This is a genomic window from Sphingomonas sp. KRR8 (genome assembly GCF_023559245.1).
Classification (GTDB): Bacteria; Pseudomonadota; Alphaproteobacteria; order Sphingomonadales; family Sphingomonadaceae; genus Sphingomicrobium.
This window is the reverse complement of the sequence record NZ_CP097462.1, coordinates 2,406,415-2,422,260: the sequence shown is the minus strand read 5'-3', so window position 1 is coordinate 2,422,260 and position 15,846 is coordinate 2,406,415. Positions and strand designations below refer to the sequence as shown.

Genomic DNA, 15,846 nt, shown 5'->3' with positions numbered 1-15,846 from the left:
GAATCCACGGGCGAGCTGCCTCACGCCGCCGCTGCCGTCTGGCTTGCCCCGGTATAGAAGTCGTAGGCGGCGTCGATATCGTCGAAATGCACCAGCTCGCCCTGGTGCAGAACGGCGGCGCGGTTGCAATGTTCGCGGATGTAGCTGGCTTCGTGAGAAACGATGATCATGGCCCTGTCGCCGCGCTTCACAAACAATTCCTCGCCGCACTTGTGGTGGAATCGCGTGTCGCCGACGGCGATGATCTCGTCGATCAGGAAGCAGTCGAACTCGATCACCATTGAGATGGCGAAGGCAAGCCTTGCCCGCATGCCGGATGAATAGCTTTTCACCGGCTCGCGCAGGTAGATGCCGAGCTCGGAGAACTCCTCGACGTAAGCCTTCTTGTCGTGCCAATCGACGCCGTAGACCCGGCAGATGAACCGCAAATTATCGTAGCCTGTCAGCGTGCCCTGGAACGCGCCGCCGAATGCCAGTGGCCAAGAGACGCTCATGTCCCGGTAGACCGTTCCGCCGGTTGGCAGTTCGGCACCGCTGATCAGCCGAATCATGGTCGACTTGCCAGCGCCGTTGCGGCCAAGGATGCCGACGCGCTCACCGCGATCGACAGTCAGGTTCACATCCTTCAGCACACGAACGGGCCCCGAGCGCGTCATGTACGTCTTGCTGATATTCTTGAGCTCGATCATTCGGGAATGACCGTGCGGCTGGTCTTGGCGACCTCGGCAAGGCCAAGTGCCGTCAGCACGAGATTGATGATGGCCATGTAGGCCATGTCATAATGCGCCGTCATCTGCGTGCCGAAGTAGCCCTCACGCACATATTCCACGCCATGCACCATCGGCAACAGCAGCACGTAATGCTGTGCCTCGGTCGGTAGCGCGTCCACGAGGAAGCCCGCACCCGATAGCGGAAAGAGGATGTAGGACGCCGGGTGCCACAGCTTTTCAACGATCTCGTGCCGCTCCGACAAGGCTCCGAAGAACAAGGCGAGGCCCAGCCCGAACCAGGCCAGCATGACCCAGCCGAAAAGGATCTGCAGCACATCCTCGGGCGGCTCCAGCCATCCGATGAAGGAGAAGAAGAGCACCAGGGAGACGAACGACGTGGACGCGCCGGCGATCTCGAGCAGCAGGCGCGAGAGGTATATATCGATCGGCCGAACGTTACGGTGATAGAGCAGCGCCAGGTTGGGAGTCAGTGCGCCGATCGTCCGGTTCGGCATGTTCCGCCACAACAGAACGCTGGAATAGCCGGTGATCGCAAAGGCCACGATCGGCAGGTTTGACCCGTGCACGGCCTTGGTCGCGGTCCACAAGGCGGTCACCGCGAGCGTGAAGATCATCGGCTCAACGAACAGCCACAGGAAGCCGATGTTGTGGCGACCGTAGCGAGTCAGGATCTCGCGAAGGAGCAGCGCCCAGATGACGCGGCGCTGGATGGCCCAGGATCGGGCAAGGCTCGTCGGGCCAGGCCGCGGAGCGTCGTCGGCGCCGATCAATCCCTGTGCTCCCGCACCCCCGCAAGCAGCATGCTGAGAATGCCGTAGGCGACTAGGCCAAGGATCAGCACCGACAGGATACCGCGCAGGCGGCGAGGTTCTTCGGCGTCGTCGGGAAGATTGGGCTCGACGATCCGCTCGACATAGGCCTGCTTTCGGCGCGCTTCATTACGCGCCTCCTGGAGCGAGGCGAGCGCGGCGGCGAGCCGCTTGTCGGCATATTCGCGGTCAAGCGTGAGCCGCTGATACTGCACGGCGGCCGCAGACAGAGAACGTGACGACCCCGCTGCACGACCGACCTCCACGTCGATAGCCCGCCCAAGCCCGGCGATGCGGGTGCGCAGCTGCGGAATTTGGGGATTGTCAGGAGCGATTGATTCCAGCTGCTGAAGCTGAAGGCGGGCCCCGATCAACTCATCCTGCAGCTTGGAAACCAACTGCAGCTGGACGGTGGCCTGACGCTCGGGATCGACCACGCCGGAGCGGTTGCGGAAGGCGGCCAGGGACTGCGACGCCCGCCGCGCGCCTTCCTCGGCTTCACGCACCTCGCGCTGCGAATAGCCCAGCAGGTCGGCCTCGCCGCGATTGTTGAGGCGGTTCACAAGGTCTTCCGCGAGGTCGAGCAGCTGGCGGTTCATCCGCTGCGAATCTTGGGGCGTATAGGCGCGAACGGACAAGGTCGTGATCGACGAGATTGTGTCATGCTCGACCCCGACCCGCTTGCGAAAATATTTGTACAGGTCTTCGAAGCTGCCGCTGAAGCCAAAGGGGTTGAAGCGATCGAACACCGAGATGCTGGGCCGGGTAAACGCCACTTGCACCGCATCCTTGCGGTTCAGTTCGCGCAGCGCGTCGCGCGACGTCACATACTTCTGGGCGACGAAGATCTCGTCCCCGGCATTTGAGAAGCCGACCGACTTGAGCAGCACGCCAAGCCCCGTCGCGGACGGCTTGTCCGGGCTTCGCACCACGAACTGCGATTCAGAAACATACACGTCGGACGCGAACAGGCCGAAGTACAGGATCGCGAGAACTGTCGGCAGAATGACCGTGACGGCGAACAGCGGATTCGCAAGAAACCGGGCGCGAGACAGCCGCAAACGCTGGAGCGACAGGGATTCAGAACGGCGTTGCAGCATCAAAAAGTCTAACAATCAGACAGACAAAGTGGAGGGTGGCGCGCTTTAACCTTTTCAGGCGGTGGCTGCCAGTTGTTTGATTTCCTGGCTCCGTCCCTTGCGCATGATCACGACCTGGTCGCCCTTGGCCACCACGATCAGGCCTTCGACCCCGAGCATGGAAATACGGGCGCCGTCGCTCCGGACAAAGCAGTCGTCGCAGTCCACGAGGTTTGCGGCGGCCCCGCCGTCGGATACCTCCGCCAGCGCGTCCCAGCTTCCGACGTCCGACCAGTCGGCATCGAGGGGAACCATGGCAATGCGATCACTTCGCTCCATCACCGCATAGTCGACGGAGATGTCGGGACAGAATTCAAGCTGCTCGCGAGACGGCCGGACCGTTGATCCGTCCCTGTGCGCGTCGCGAAGCGCCTTCACTGCGCTCTCGAATACCGGCGCCGCCAGCCGTTCGCACTCCGCAAGGAATGTCGCAGCCGAGTAAAGGAAGATGCCGCCGTTCCAGAAGAAGCGGCCGGTAGCGATCATCGCCTCGGCGGAGCGTTGATCAGGCTTCTCGATAAAACGCTCGACCGCCAAGACGCCGTCCAGTCCTTGGCAGGCGTTCCCGGCCTCAAGGTAGCCGTAGCCGGTCTCCGGACCAGTTGGGTTGATCCCGAAGGTGATCAGCCGACCAGTTTCCGCAGCGCGGCTGCCACGGACGACCGCCTCGTGAAAACGGTCGACCTGTCCAATTCGATGATCACTCGGCATGACGAGCAGCAGTGCGGACGGGTCCTGTTCGGCCACCACCAGGGCAGCCATGGCGATTGCTACCGCCGTGTTGCGGGCAATCGGCTCCAGGATAAGGGTCGCGGGGCGACCCGCCAGTTCTTCGCCGCACAGCCGTTCATGCGCGGCATTGGCAACGATCACGGGCGGGCCGTAACCCTGGTCACCGGCAACCCGCGCCAAAGTTTCTGCGAAGAGGCTTTGCTTGCCCGTTAGGGGCAAGAATTGCTTGGGGCGTTCGGGCGTGGACAGCGGCCACAGGCGCGTTCCGCTGCCGCCGCTCAAGATGACTGGAACGATCACGCGGCTTGCGCCATCGCTTCCTGCACGGGCCAAGCCAGGAGCAGTTCGGAATCGGCCGGCAATTCGAGGCCCGCCAGGGTAGTGCTGTGGAACGCCTGCCCGGCCTGGTAGCTCTCGCCTTGGTGGCGCACCGTACCGCTGACGACGACCAACTGCCAGTCGCGAGAACTCGGAAGGCCGGTGGGAAGTCCCCCGGCGCACCAGGCCGATCCGAAATAGGGTCCATCGGCAAGCACCCGGCTGCTGCCGTCGGCGATGCTGCAGTCCCGGCTGCCGTCATGGCGGCCGAACCGCGATACCCGGAGACCCTCCTCCAAATGCAGTTCGCGCGGGCGGCCATAGTCGAACAGCCGGTACGTCAGGTCGAGGCTCTGCTGCACTTCAAGAAGGACGAGGCCGCCGCCGGCCGCATGGATGGTGCCGGCGCTGTTGTAGATGACATCGCCGCGTCGCACCGGCTTCCAGTCGATAAGGTCGACGACGCTGCCATCCAGCACGGCAGCCGCGAAGCAGGCCGGCTCGCACTCGCGCTTGAGGCCCAGGCCGATGGTGGCACCAGGTTCGGCGTCGAGGACGATCCACATCTCGTCCTTGCCGCACGGATAACCGGCCGCCTGCGCCTGAGTGTTGTCTGGATGAACCTGGATCGACAGGCGCTCGCTCGTGTAAAGATATTTGACCAGCACCGGCATTTCCACGCCAGCGGGGTGCCGGAAGGCCACTTCGCCGATGCGCTTCCGGAGCAATCCGCCATGTTGCGCCGGAACATCCACCTGGCCCCACGGTTTCTCACTCAAGCACGCGGTGAGCTTCACGTTTGCCCCCTGATGAATAGAATGTCTTGCTACCGACAACAGCAGCCTCGGCCCAGCCTCGTGTACGCAAATCCTCAAGAGATATCCAGCCCGGGTCTGCGCTTCTTTGATTTGAGTTGCATTCTAAGTCTTAGCGCCATCATCTTACGAAATGATGGCACGCCGTTAGTCTTTCCTTTGCATCAACCGACGTAACGAATTATTACGTTTCAGTAGCGTTCAAGACGTGAGCGGCTGAATTACCCGATCAGCGTTCGGCTAAGCGGCGGTTGATTGCGGCCCGGTGAACAGCTCCGAGCCTCCCTGATCCGGCCTCACTCGAGCGCACCGCTTTCGGGCGCTCGCAGGTTCGATAGCTTGCCGCATGGCCGCTTGCCCGAGCCGCTCCATCGAGGTCTCTGCTTGACGCTACGGCCTTCTCCTTATTGGCCGAAAGCACCACTCGGCCCAGATCCGCCTCTCTTTCCCCTGTCTTGACGAGTGACCCGTGACTGCACCCGAATCTCACGCTGTCCAGGCTCGCGAAGCCAAGCGCACCGCTGCAGCGGCGATCGGCATTGACGACCGGTTCGTGTCGGATCTCGTCGAGCAGTTCTACGACAGTGTGCGCGATGACACGATGCTGGGCCCGATCTTTGCCGAGCGGATCGGCAATTGGCCTAACCACCTGGAGCAGATGAAGCGCTTCTGGCGCTCGATCCTCTTCAGTAGCGGCGAGTTTTTCGGCAGCCCCATGGCGAAGCACGTGGCCATTCCAGGCCTCGACCGAGACCACTTCCTCCGCTGGCTGGAGCTGTTCCACAGCACGTTGGACGAGCTCGGCCCAGCTGCGGCCAGCGCTCATGTCTACGAAAAGGCGCGCTCCATCGCGGCCAGCCTCCTCAACGGTATTCGGATCCACCGGGACGGTACGCTGGGTCTCTCACGAGACGAAGCCCTCGTATGACAAGGACCGTCATTGTCATCCGGCATCGGCAAAGATGGCGGTGGTGACCCCTACGGGAATCGAACCCGTGTTTCAGCCGTGAAAGGGCCGCGTCCTAACCGCTAGACGAAGGGGCCGTGAGGCGGGGGTGCGCTTAAGGGAGCGGGCCCGGGCGGTCAAGCGAGTGCGGCGTCATCCACGTGCATCTCGGCACGGTCACCACCGTTCCACTCGTCGCGCTTGACCGAGCCCGCCAGCCAGAAACGCTGATCGGCTCCGGCGGCCAGCAAAGCCTGTCCGAGCAGCGTGTCAGCCTGACGGAAGGCAATCCACTTGAAACTGGCCCCGTCGTCACCGCAGGCGATGCCCCGGACATGGCCGTTGCCCACCACTCCAACCTTGATCAACCGCACCGGTCCCGACACCAGCCGCGGGCTCGGCCAGCCGGCGCCGTAGGGTCCGCCAGCGTCGAGCGCGTCGCACAACCCCGCGGACACGCCGCGCGGCGCGCAGAGCGAATCAATCAGGAGGGCGCGTCCGGCGCGGGCGCGCTCGATATTGTTGGACAGGCGCTCGGACAGGTAAGCGCGCAAGGCGTCGAACCCACCGGACGGCATCGTAAGCCCCGCGGCCATGGCGTGGCCACCACCGGCGATGAGCAAGCCTTCCTCCTTGGCGGCGAGAATGGCGGCGCCCAGGTCGACACCGCTGATCGAGCGGCCGGATCCCTTGCCCACGCCCTCTTCGTCGAGGGCGATGACGATGGCCGGACGATCGTATCGTTCCTTGAGCCGGCCCGAGACGATGCCGATCACGCCGGGGTGCCAGCCGGGCGCCGCGACGATGATCAGCGGCGCATCCGCCTGTTCCTCGGCCTGCGCTTCCGCCTGTTCGAGTACGATGAGCTCAATCGCCCGCCGCTCCTCGTTGAGGCGGTCTAGCTCGGCAGCGAGGCTTCGTGCTTCCTCCGGGTCAGTGGCGGTCAACAGGCGCACTCCGAGGTCGGACTTCCCGACCCGGCCGCCCGCGTTGATGCGGGGTCCCAAGGAAAAGCCAAGATCACGGCAGGCGGGCGGGCGGGTCAGCCGTGCCGCCTCGGCCAGCGCGACGAGGCCGATGTTTTGTCCGGCGGCCATGACCTTCAGCCCTTGCGTCACGAACGCCCTATTGAGGCCGTGGAGCTTGGCCACGTCGGCGACAGTGCCGAGCGCAACCAGGTCGAGCAGGTCGATGATCTTGGGTTCGGGTCGCTCAGCAAAAAAGCCGCGTCCGCGCAGCTCGCGAAGCAGCGCCACGCCAAGCAGGAAGGACATGCCCACAGCGGCCAGATGGCCGTGCGCGGCGCCCACTTCATGTTCATCCAGGCGGTTCGGGTTGACCAATGCATGGCAAAGCGGAAGTGCGCTTGCGCACTGGTGGTGGTCGACGACAACGATCTCGACCCCGGCGGACTGGGCGGCGGCGAACGCATCGAACGCCTGCGCACCGCAATCGACGGTTACGACCAGGTCGGCCCCGAGATCCTTGAGCGCCAGCAACGCGGGCGCGTTCGGCCCATATCCTTCCGCCTGCCGGTCTGGGATATACAGCATCGGCTCGATACCCAGCCGCCGCAGCAGCAAGGTCAGAAGCGCGGCGCTGGTAGCCCCATCGACGTCATAGTCACCGAAGATGGCGATGGTCTGGGATTGCTGAATCGCATCGGCGACGCGAGCCGCAGCCTTGTCCATGTCGCGGAAGACCGACGGATCGGGGAGGAAGTCGCGGATGGTGGGCGCGCGGTGACGCGGCAGGTCCTCACGCGGCACACCGCGGGCAAGTAGCAACTCGTCGATCAGGGCGTCCGGGGTAAGCTGATCACCGCCCCCTCGCCGCCAGCGCCAAGGATGGCCCGACAGCGATGCGGCGACATTGCAGGCAAGGTCTTCACGGGCCATCGCCACCTTGTAGGCGCCTTTGGTGCCCCCGTGAATCCCGTTCTGGACCTCAGGCGAGCTTGTGATGCTCGCCGGTCACGCGGCGGACGGTGCCGCTGCTCGCCCGCATGACGATGCTTTCCGTCGAAATGAAGCTGCGGCGCCGCTTCACGCCCTTCAGCAGCGATCCGTCCGTCACACCCGTCGCCGCGAAGATGCAATCGCCCTTGGCCATGTCGTCGAGCCGATAGATGCGGTCGAGGTCGTCGATGCCCCAGCGGTGGGCCCGGCCACGCTCGTCGTCGTTGCGGAACAGAAGCCTGCCCTGGATCTGCCCGCCGACGCAGCGCAGCGCGGCGGCCGCCAGCACGCCCTCCGGCGCACCGCCCGAGCCCATGTAGATGTCGATGGTCGTGTCGGGATCGGTCACCGCGATCACCCCGGCGACGTCACCGTCTGGGATGAGCGTGATGCCACAGCCGAGCGCGCGAAGCTCGGCGATGACCGCCTCGTGGCGCGGCCGGTCGAGGACGCAGGCGTTGATCTCGTTCGGCTGCACGCCCTTGGCCCGGGCCAGGCTGGTGACGTTCTCGGTCGGGCTGCGGGCAAGATCGATCACGTCGTCTGCGTAACCGGGCCCGATGGCCAGTTTCTGCATGTAGACGTCGGGCGCGTTCAGAAGTCCGCCCTGCTCAGCGATGGCGAGCACCGCGAGCGCGTTCGGGCCGGCCTTGGCGGTGATGGTCGTGCCTTCCAGCGGATCAAGCGCGATGTCGATCTTGGGACCGCTGCCCTGCGCGGAGCCGACCTTTTCGCCGATAAACAGCATCGGCGCTTCGTCGCGCTCGCCCTCGCCGATCACGACCGTCCCGTCCATCGGCAGCTCGTTCAACGCGGCGCGCATGGCTTCAACCGCGGCATGGTCCGCGGCCTTTTCGTCGCCGCGCCCGATGAGCTTGCTCGCGGCAATGGCGGCGGCCTCGGTCACCCTGACCATCTCAAGCACGAGCACACGGTCGAGCACGCTGCTGGCGGAAACCATGTTCTGTATCCCCTTGTTCTTATCCCGCCGCGCTTACGGAGCGGCATGGCTCCTGTCGAGGCAACGGTGCGTTGACGGGGTATGAAGCATCCTGCCCTCGTCCTGTTCCCGTTGTTCCTCGCCGCCTGCTCCAACAACGGCAACATCGCGGAAAACGCCGTCACCCCGCCGCTCAATGTCACGAGCGAGACACCGGGCGACTGGTCCGAGTTGGCGGGCATGATCGGGCGCACCCCCGCGGCCAGTGGTCTATTCGAGAAGAGCCCGGTGACGATCGACCTCAACGCGCTGCTTGGTCCCGACGCCATGCGCTACCGCCGGGCAGCGGAAACGGGTTCGGCGCTGGTCAAGGATGGACCGGTGCTGGTGACGGTGGGAGGTGACCGCACATCCTATCTCGTCATTCTGCCGAGCGACCATGCGATTTCGGCCGGCCTCAAGCAGAACGGCCGCTGGAGGGTATGGACGACGCCGGCCGCGCAGGTGCCGGAACCGGCGCGGATCGCAGCCCTTCGAGCGAGTTAGCCTTTGTCGGGTTCATGCTCGAGAATGTCGCGGTCAATCCGGAGCGCTCGCGCAGCGACGCGGGTCTCCACCAGGAAGATGAAGAAGCCGCAGGCGAGACTTACCATCGAGCCGATGAACATCAGCGCGATGGCCGTGCCCACGTGAAGGTTCACCAGGGACGCCGCAAATAGCAGAACGACCACGGCGCAGACCAACACTGCCGAGAGGACGGTGACGCTGATCGCCCAACTCACCATGTGCATGCGCCGGTCGAGCACCCGCAGGTCCCGAACGTAGCCGTCATGCTTGCCGCCGCGGCTGGCCAGCAGCTTGGGCGTTACCTCGCGGGCTCGGTCGACGATCCGCGCGAGACGGGACGCGCAAACGTTCAGAAAGGCGCCGATGCCTGCCAGCAGGAACACCGGCGCGACGGCCAGCTGGATGATCTGTGCCACCTGACGGGCAGTTTCGGGCGTGGAGGTCATCCCCGGCTTGCTCTGTTAGTCTTTTCTTAGGGTCAAGAGCGGAAGGCTGGGGTCCACTGCCGATGAGGCCCGAATATCCGTGACGGACGCGACCGCCACTACTTTTGTCCTGCCGTCCAGGCTGCCCTGGCTGGATGGAGCCGGCTTTGTGCCAGAACCCGAAGAGCCGCTCGACCCCACCACCGTGCACATTGGGCCGGTTGCCCTCGACTCCGAAATCCGCGATATTTCCGCCCTGGGCGCGACCCTGCGCGGCTGGCTCGACGTGCCGCTCGGCGCTGGCCTGTTCATGGAACTTGGCAATGGGCAACGGGTGGAGGCGGTGATCGCCTGGCGCGGCGAGCAGGACGTGGGCGTGCGCTTCACCCGGCCGATCGACGTGATGGCTCTGATCACCCGCCAGCTGGTCGCACAGCCGGCCGATCGCCGGCAGATGCCGCGCGTGGAAGTCCGGGCCAGCGCCTGGCTGCGCAAGGACGAACGGTTCCTTCCCGCCACCATCCGCAACATCTCGGCGGGCGGATTGCAGATCGAGGGCGAAGAACTGCCGGCGGTACATGAGCCCGTCCAGGTCTTCATCGAAGGGCTCGGCGTGCCGCCGGGCGAAGTTATCTGGCGCCGCGACAAGGTCGCAGGCATCCGCTTTGAACGCGAACTCGGCTGGCAGGCCATCCTGCCCTGGGTCAAGGAGCTGCACGCCGGTCGCAAGCGCTGAGCGTTGGGCGGCGGCGCCGCGATCGCCGCGTAATCTTCAATCCGGCAAAAAGGGCCGCGGTATTTTAGCCGCGGCCCTTTCGCGTTCCCGAGCAGGGGAACTCTAGAACTCGCGCCAGTCGTCCTGCGCTGATGCAGGCGGCTTGAGTGCGGCGACGGCTTCGGCAGGCAGCGCCTTGACCGGCGAGCGGTAGGCGCCCTCCTTGCCGGCCCGCGGCAGGTTGCGCGGCTTGGCGACAGCTTCCGTGCCGGTGGTGAACCGCGACGCCTGTTCGGACAGTGCGTTGACCTCGGCCAGGAGGTTGCGGGCGGCGGCGGAAGTTTCCTCCACCATGGCCGCATTTTGCTGCGTTGCCTGGTCCATGCTGCCGACCGCGGCGTTTATCTCGGTGATCGCGCCGGCCTGCGCCTGGTTGTCGGCGGCAATCGTGGCCAGCAGGCTGTGCACCTGCTCGACGTCGCCCGAGATGTTCTGCAACGCGCCGTCGACCTTCTCCACCGCTTCCACCGCCGTCACCACGTCGGCCTGGGTGACGGTGAGCTGGTCACGCGCCCGCTTGGCTTCCTCCTCGGCCCGCATGGCCAGCGCGCTGACCAGGTCCGCGACCACCGCGAACCCGCGTCCGGCCTCGCCGGCACGGCCGGCCTCGACCGCCGCGTTCATCGCCAGCACGCGCGTCTGGAAGGCGATCTTGTCGAGGCCCTCGATCACGCTGTCGATCCCCTTGGCGCTTTCGCTGACCCGACCCATCGCCTGCACCGCTTCATCCGCGACCGAGCGGCCGCTGGCCACCGTCACCTTGGTCTGGTCGGCGCGCGCCACCGTGTCGCGCGCCGCGCTGGCGGTCGCTTTCAGGCGCCCGTCCATCTGCCCGATGCCCGCCGCGGTCTCCTCCAGGCTCGCGGCATTGCTCTCCGTCCGCCGCGCCAGATCCTCACTGGCCTGCGCAATCTCGATCGAACCGGTGCGCAGCTGCTCGGCCGACGTGATCACCGAACCGATCAGCGACCGAAGCTGGGCGACGGCTTCGTTGAAGTTGGTCTTCAACGCCGCATAGTCGCCGCTGAACTCCGCGGACACCGAGGTTGAAAGATCACCCTTTGCAAGACGGTCGAGGCTCTCGCTGAGCGTGGCCACAACCAACTGTTGGTCAGCCTCGCAGCGGTCCTTCGCGGCCTGCAGATGAACCTGTTCGCGAGCGGCGTCACGAAACGTAAGCAGTGCCTCGCCCATGCGGCCGAACTCGTCCTTGCGCTGGGCGCACGGCACCTCAAAATCGCGATCACCATCGACCAGCCGGCGCATGTTCCGGCTCATGTTGGCGACGGGCACGACGACGCCCTGACGCACGATCCAGTAAGCCAACACAAGGCCGCCCAGGGTCGCCAGCACAGTCAAGATGAGGTTGGTCGTGATCAGCTGACGCGTGCTGGCGCTCAGCGCATCTGATTGAGCGGCCGTGTTCTTGACCCGCGCTTCATTATAATCCCGCATGGAAGCACTGAGCTGCCGAAGCTGCGCGTCGGCACTCTTGAGGGACTTGCTGGCGCCGGCCGAATCGCCCGCGCGTGTCAGCGACACCGCGGCTTCGGCCTTTCGCTTGATCTCGTCCATGGCGCTGCGAAGCTCGCCCGCACGACCGGCGATTACCGGATCAAGCTCCACCGCCTTTTCGATCGAGGAAAGCGCATCACGATGCGCGGCTCCGATAGCGGCGAGGGCATCGTCTGCACTGCCCCCCTGATTGCCGGCCGCGACGGCGAAATCCGCATCCTTCACCAGCTCAACGATGAAGCGGTTGGCGCGAACCAGATGGGTGGTCGCAGGGAGCTGATGTCCGACGAGAAGCGAATAGCTGTTGTCGATACTGTTGAAAGACACGGCATTCATCACTGCCATGACGATGGAAATGACGCCCAGCAGCCCAAGGACTGTCAGGACTTTCACGGCGATACGCGTATTGGCCAAATAGTATTTAAGCATGCGGAGTTCCTCAGTCCGGGGGCTGAGAGCGCTAGCCATGAGCTAGTCCCTACATCTCCGCTATTTAGCTGCTGCAACGCGGGTGCGGTTCGGGCCACGTGATTTAAAGTCCACCACTTCACACCACTTCGCAAAGGGTTGCCCGGGTGAGCGGCCCTCCCCTCGGGTCGACGGCTTCGCCACAATCGCGCACTTGCGTTGCCTGCCAGGTAAGGTGAAGTAAGCCCCCGGGGGAAAGCATATGCGGTACTTGTCGATGGCGTTGGCCTTGGTGTGTGCAACCACCTCATTGGAGGCGGCAGTACCACCCCCGGCGCCATCCGGGCAGACGACCGCTGCTCATGCAGGACTGGTTGCGCTGTTCCATGACTGGCGGACCTTTGTCCGACCGACAATCGTCAACGGCGTACCGGACTATTCGGCGTCGGCGATGGCCCGGCAGGCTGCCGCCCTTCCAGAGTGGCGAAGGCGCCTTGCGGCAATCGATCGCAGCGGCATGAACGTCGCGCAGGCAAATGACGCCCGCTTTCTGGAGACGGAAGTAAACGCCCTGGATTTCTTCCAGCGCGTGCTTCGTCCGTGGGCCCGTGACCCGGGCTTCTACCAAACGGTCTTCGCCGAAATGAGCGACGTTCCGGCCCATGAAGGCCCTTCGGCCGAACCTAACGTCGACCTTTGGCAATTCACCTACCCGCTTAGCCGCGCCGACGATCGCCGGCTGGCGGAAGCGCTGGAGACAGTGCCTGCTTTGCTTTCCGCAGCCCGCGTCAATCTGGCGTCGAGCAACGCTCATGACTTGTGGGCCTACGGCGATCGGGCGTTCACCGAGCAAGCGGAGGCGCTGGCCGCGCTGGAAACCGGCACCCTGTCCCTTAACGATTTGGGCGGGCGCCGGACGGCATCGCTTGCTGGGGGAAGTGCGCGTCTGCGAACGGCCGTCCGCGCCGCGCGAATAGCCTCCGAGGAATTCGCCGCGTGGATCCGTGCCGAAGCGCCACGACGGGCCGGGCCCTCGGGAGTCGGCAAGGAGAACTACAACTGGTACCTCAAGAACGTCCTGCTGAGCCCTTATGACTACGACCAGCAGGTCATGATCCTGCAGCGGGAGCTCGACCGTTCGCTCGCCTCATTGAGGCTCGAGGAAATTCGCAACCGCTCCGAGCGGCCAATACCGGAGATCAGCGATCCGGCCGCCTACAAACAAGTGGCCGAAGCGCGCGAGGAACGGCTTTACAGATTGCTGGTCGGAGCCGGGTTCATTGCGGACCGTCCTTACTACCGCAGCGCGCTGTTCGGTCAGCTCGGCGACTACACGCCGCCAGCGCAGCGCAACTTCTTCACCCACGTAACGGCGCTTGATCCGCTGCCGCTTTCCTCGCACCAATTCCATTGGATCGAGCTTGCGCGCCTGAAGTTCGAGCCGCACGCAAGTCCGATCCGCGCCACACCGCCGCTCTTCAACATCTACGCGGATCGATCCGAAGGTTTCGCGACCGCCATGGAGGAAATCCTCATGCAGGCGGGCCTCTACGACGATGAGCCACACGGGCGCGAACTTGTCTGGATCATGCTTGCAAACCGCGCCGCCCGAGGTCTTGCGTCGCTGCGCGTACAGAGCAACGAAATCAACCTGGCCGAAGCGGGCCGCTTCCACGCACAATGGACGCCGCGCGGATGGTCCGATCCGAACAGCCGCCTCGTTGGCTTCGAGCAGCTGCTTTACCTTCGCCAGCCCGGCTACGGCCCAAGCTACATCATCGGTAAGGTGCAGTTGGATGAGCTGATTGCGCTCCAGTCGCACGCTGCGGAAATGGAGCGGAGGCCCTTCAACCTCGGTCAGGCCATGCAGCGGATCATCGCCAGCGGCATTGTTCAGCCCGCGCTGATCAGAAGTGAGATCACCGAATCACGCTGATCCCCACGGGGGTGCGCGACGTCTTCGTGAATGGGGTCCAGGTGCTCAAGGGTGGCGAGCCCACCGGTGCCACGCCGCACAGGTTTGTGCGGGGACCCGGGTGGACAGGCTGGCCGGGCGGCGGTGCTTGTCGCCGGCACGGAGCCGGCGGCTAGACGGTCAGGCCCGTCAGCGGCTCGCCAGGAGCTTCTTCACGCCCCGCGCCGCCTGCCGGAGCCGCTGCTCATTCTCGACCAGCGCGATCCGTACGAAGCCTTCGCCTTCCTCGCCGAAGCCGACGCCCGGCGCCACGGCGACTCCCGCCTTCGTCAGCAAATCCTTGGCGAACGCCATGCTGCCGGCTGCGCGGAAACGGTCGGGGATGGGCGCCCAGGCGAACATGCTCGCCTGCGGGACGGGAATGTCCCAGCCGGCACGACCAAAGCTTTCCACCAACACATCGCGCCGCTTCTTGTAGAGCGCGCGGTTGGCGGCCACGCAGTCCTGCGGGCCATTCAGGGCAGCGACGGCAGCGGCCTGCACCGGCGTGAAGGCGCCATAGTCGAGGTAGGACTTCACCCTCGCGAGCGCCTCGATCAGAATGGGATTGCCGACTGCGAAGCCGATTCGCCAGCCGGCCATCGAATAGGTCTTGGACATGGAGGTGAACTCGACCGCCACGTCCTTTGCCCCTTCGACCGCTAGGATCGACGGGGTCGGCTCCTCCCCGAAGTAGATCTCGGCGTAAGCGAGGTCCGAGATGATCCAGATCCCGTGCTCGCGCGCGAAGGCGACCAGCCGCTCGTAGAAGGGCTTGTCGGCGACGTAGGCGGTCGGGTTGGAGGGATAGCCGATCACCAGCACCTTGGGGCGCGGCACGGTGTAGCGCATGGCGAGGCGGAGGCGCTCGAAGAAGTCCTCGCCCGGTGCGGCGGGGATGGAGCGGATCGCCGCGCCGGCGATAATGAAGCCGAAGCTGTGAATAGGATAAGAGGGGTTAGGCGCCAACACCACGTCACCGGGCGCAGTGATCGCCTGCGCGAGATTGGCGAGGCCTTCCTTGGAGCCCAGGGTGACGATGATCTCCTTGTCAGGATCGAGGGTCACCCCGAAACGACGCTCATAATAAGCGGCCTGGGCCTTGCGGAGGCCGGGTATGCCGCGGCTGGCGCTATAGCCGTGGGCGCTCGGGCTGGCGGCGACTTCGGCCAGCTTGGCGACGACGTGTCGGGGAGGGGCGCCATCAGGATTGCCCATGCCGAGGTCGACGATGTCCTCTCCCCGCGCCCGCGCGGCGGCCTTCATCGCATTCACCTCGGCGAAGACGTAGGGCGGTAGCCGGCGGATTCGGTAGAAGTCGGTGTCCATCCTGGCAGTGTGACGGCCTTGCTGCGGTGCGGCAAGGCGGGCGCGGCTCAGCGCCCCCGAACTGCGGCGACCCGCTCGGCCGCGGTGAGGATTCCGTCGTGATTGGTGTCCATCGCATCGAAGTGCGCAAGCCACGCGGCCTCGAACTGTGGCCGCGTCACAAAGGCAGCTCCGCCGAACCGGGCCTTGAGATACTCCAGCGTGTGGCCGCCAAGGCCCGGCGCTGAGTCGCGCCCGGTGATCGCGCGCAGCAGCATCAGCTTGCTGCCTTCCACTTCCGCCTCGCCGTGCGTGATCACGCCGTCCTGATTGAGGTCGAATCGCGCAAACAGCTGATCGGCCCGCACCAGCGCCTCGGAGCGGGACAGGTCCGGCTGCAGCGAAGGGTCATTCGAGGGAACGGCGGTGGCGATCGACGCGGCAGCAAACGGTAGCAGGAACATGGGCACACTCCTTCGCTCCACCCTTTGCGACCGATGGCGTGG

The 15,846-nt window shown here is 65.0% G+C and carries 15 protein-coding genes and 1 tRNA gene; 4 read left to right on the top strand and 12 right to left on the bottom strand.

Annotated features, from left to right (window positions below; translation table 11 throughout):
• Nucleotides 1-20: 20 nt before the first annotated feature.
• The 5 genes from M8312_RS12230 to M8312_RS12210 are packed head-to-tail and all read right to left on the bottom strand — an operon-like array spanning nucleotide 21 to nucleotide 4,526.
• Nucleotides 21-689, bottom strand: a complete 669-nt coding sequence (locus M8312_RS12230) for an ABC transporter ATP-binding protein (RefSeq protein WP_250117966.1) — start codon at nucleotides 687-689, stop codon at nucleotides 21-23.
• Nucleotides 686-1,501 carry an ABC transporter permease gene (locus tag M8312_RS12225; RefSeq protein ID WP_250117965.1) on the bottom strand — a complete coding sequence of 272 codons (816 nt, stop codon included), beginning with the start codon at nucleotides 1,499-1,501 and terminating at the stop codon, nucleotides 686-688. Before M8312_RS12225 ends, M8312_RS12230 begins: the two co-directional genes overlap by 4 nt.
• Complete coding sequence (locus M8312_RS12220) at nucleotides 1,498-2,640, bottom strand: KpsE/RkpR family capsule polysaccharide export protein (protein WP_250117964.1); 1,143 nt, start codon at nucleotides 2,638-2,640, stop codon at nucleotides 1,498-1,500. The genes M8312_RS12225 and M8312_RS12220 overlap by 4 nt, the downstream gene beginning before the upstream one ends.
• Nucleotides 2,641-2,694: 54 nt before the next feature.
• Entirely contained in the window at nucleotides 2,695-3,711 is a 1,017-nt protein-coding gene (locus M8312_RS12215; protein ID WP_250117963.1) for a mannose-1-phosphate guanylyltransferase, read from the bottom strand.
• Nucleotides 3,708-4,526 carry a class I mannose-6-phosphate isomerase gene (locus M8312_RS12210; protein ID WP_250117962.1) on the bottom strand — a complete coding sequence of 273 codons (819 nt, stop codon included), beginning with the start codon at nucleotides 4,524-4,526 and terminating at the stop codon, nucleotides 3,708-3,710. Before M8312_RS12210 ends, M8312_RS12215 begins: the two co-directional genes overlap by 4 nt.
• Nucleotides 4,527-5,013: 487 nt before the next feature.
• Here M8312_RS12210 and M8312_RS12205 point away from each other — a divergent pair, with 487 nt between their 5' ends.
• Nucleotides 5,014-5,472, top strand: a complete 459-nt coding sequence (locus M8312_RS12205) for a group III truncated hemoglobin (protein ID WP_250117961.1) — start codon at nucleotides 5,014-5,016, stop codon at nucleotides 5,470-5,472.
• A 41-nt stretch (nucleotides 5,473-5,513) separates the two neighbouring features.
• Here M8312_RS12205 and M8312_RS12200 read toward each other — a convergent pair.
• From M8312_RS12200 to glpX, 3 genes are all read right to left on the bottom strand, one after another.
• Nucleotides 5,514-5,588, bottom strand: a tRNA-Glu gene (locus M8312_RS12200).
• A 39-nt stretch (nucleotides 5,589-5,627) separates the two neighbouring features.
• A complete protein-coding gene (gene recJ / locus M8312_RS12195) occupies nucleotides 5,628-7,388 on the bottom strand; it encodes a single-stranded-DNA-specific exonuclease RecJ (RefSeq protein WP_250119780.1) in 1,761 nt (586 codons plus the stop codon).
• A gap of 49 nt (nucleotides 7,389-7,437) precedes the next feature.
• A complete protein-coding gene (gene glpX, locus M8312_RS12190; protein WP_250117960.1) occupies nucleotides 7,438-8,409 on the bottom strand; it encodes a class II fructose-bisphosphatase in 972 nt (323 codons plus the stop codon).
• Between the two features lie 81 nt (nucleotides 8,410-8,490).
• On the opposite strand from glpX, the gene M8312_RS12185 reads away from it, so the two are divergent.
• The gene (locus M8312_RS12185; RefSeq protein ID WP_250117959.1) at nucleotides 8,491-8,934 is read left to right on the top strand and encodes a hypothetical protein; all 444 of its coding nucleotides are present in this window, start codon (nucleotides 8,491-8,493) and stop codon (nucleotides 8,932-8,934) included.
• On the opposite strand, the gene M8312_RS12180 is transcribed toward M8312_RS12185, so the two are convergent.
• On the bottom strand, nucleotides 8,931-9,401 hold the full coding sequence (locus M8312_RS12180) for a DUF2721 domain-containing protein (protein WP_250117958.1): 471 nt from the start codon (nucleotides 9,399-9,401) through the stop codon (nucleotides 8,931-8,933). The genes M8312_RS12185 and M8312_RS12180 overlap by 4 nt on opposite strands.
• A gap of 148 nt (nucleotides 9,402-9,549) precedes the next feature.
• Here M8312_RS12180 and M8312_RS12175 point away from each other — a divergent pair, with 148 nt between their 5' ends.
• Entirely contained in the window at nucleotides 9,550-10,116 is a 567-nt protein-coding gene (locus M8312_RS12175) for a PilZ domain-containing protein (RefSeq protein ID WP_250117957.1), read from the top strand.
• 102 nt (nucleotides 10,117-10,218) lie between these two features.
• Here M8312_RS12175 and M8312_RS12170 read toward each other — a convergent pair whose 3' ends face one another.
• Nucleotides 10,219-12,099, bottom strand: a complete 1,881-nt coding sequence (locus M8312_RS12170) for a methyl-accepting chemotaxis protein (RefSeq protein ID WP_250117956.1) — start codon at nucleotides 12,097-12,099, stop codon at nucleotides 10,219-10,221.
• A 256-nt stretch (nucleotides 12,100-12,355) separates the two neighbouring features.
• On the opposite strand from M8312_RS12170, the gene M8312_RS12165 reads away from it, so the two are divergent.
• The gene (locus tag M8312_RS12165) at nucleotides 12,356-14,014 is read left to right on the top strand and encodes a DUF885 family protein (RefSeq protein WP_250117955.1); all 1,659 of its coding nucleotides are present in this window, start codon (nucleotides 12,356-12,358) and stop codon (nucleotides 14,012-14,014) included.
• 168 nt (nucleotides 14,015-14,182) lie between these two features.
• Here M8312_RS12165 and M8312_RS12160 read toward each other — a convergent pair whose 3' ends face one another.
• Both M8312_RS12160 and M8312_RS12155 read right to left on the bottom strand, forming a co-directional pair.
• Nucleotides 14,183-15,361, bottom strand: coding sequence for an LL-diaminopimelate aminotransferase (locus tag M8312_RS12160; RefSeq protein ID WP_250117954.1), 1,179 nt, complete (start codon nucleotides 15,359-15,361; stop codon nucleotides 14,183-14,185).
• 47 nt (nucleotides 15,362-15,408) lie between these two features.
• Nucleotides 15,409-15,804, bottom strand: a complete 396-nt coding sequence (locus M8312_RS12155) for an EF-hand domain-containing protein (RefSeq protein WP_250117953.1) — start codon at nucleotides 15,802-15,804, stop codon at nucleotides 15,409-15,411.
• Nucleotides 15,805-15,846: the final 42 nt, after the last annotated feature.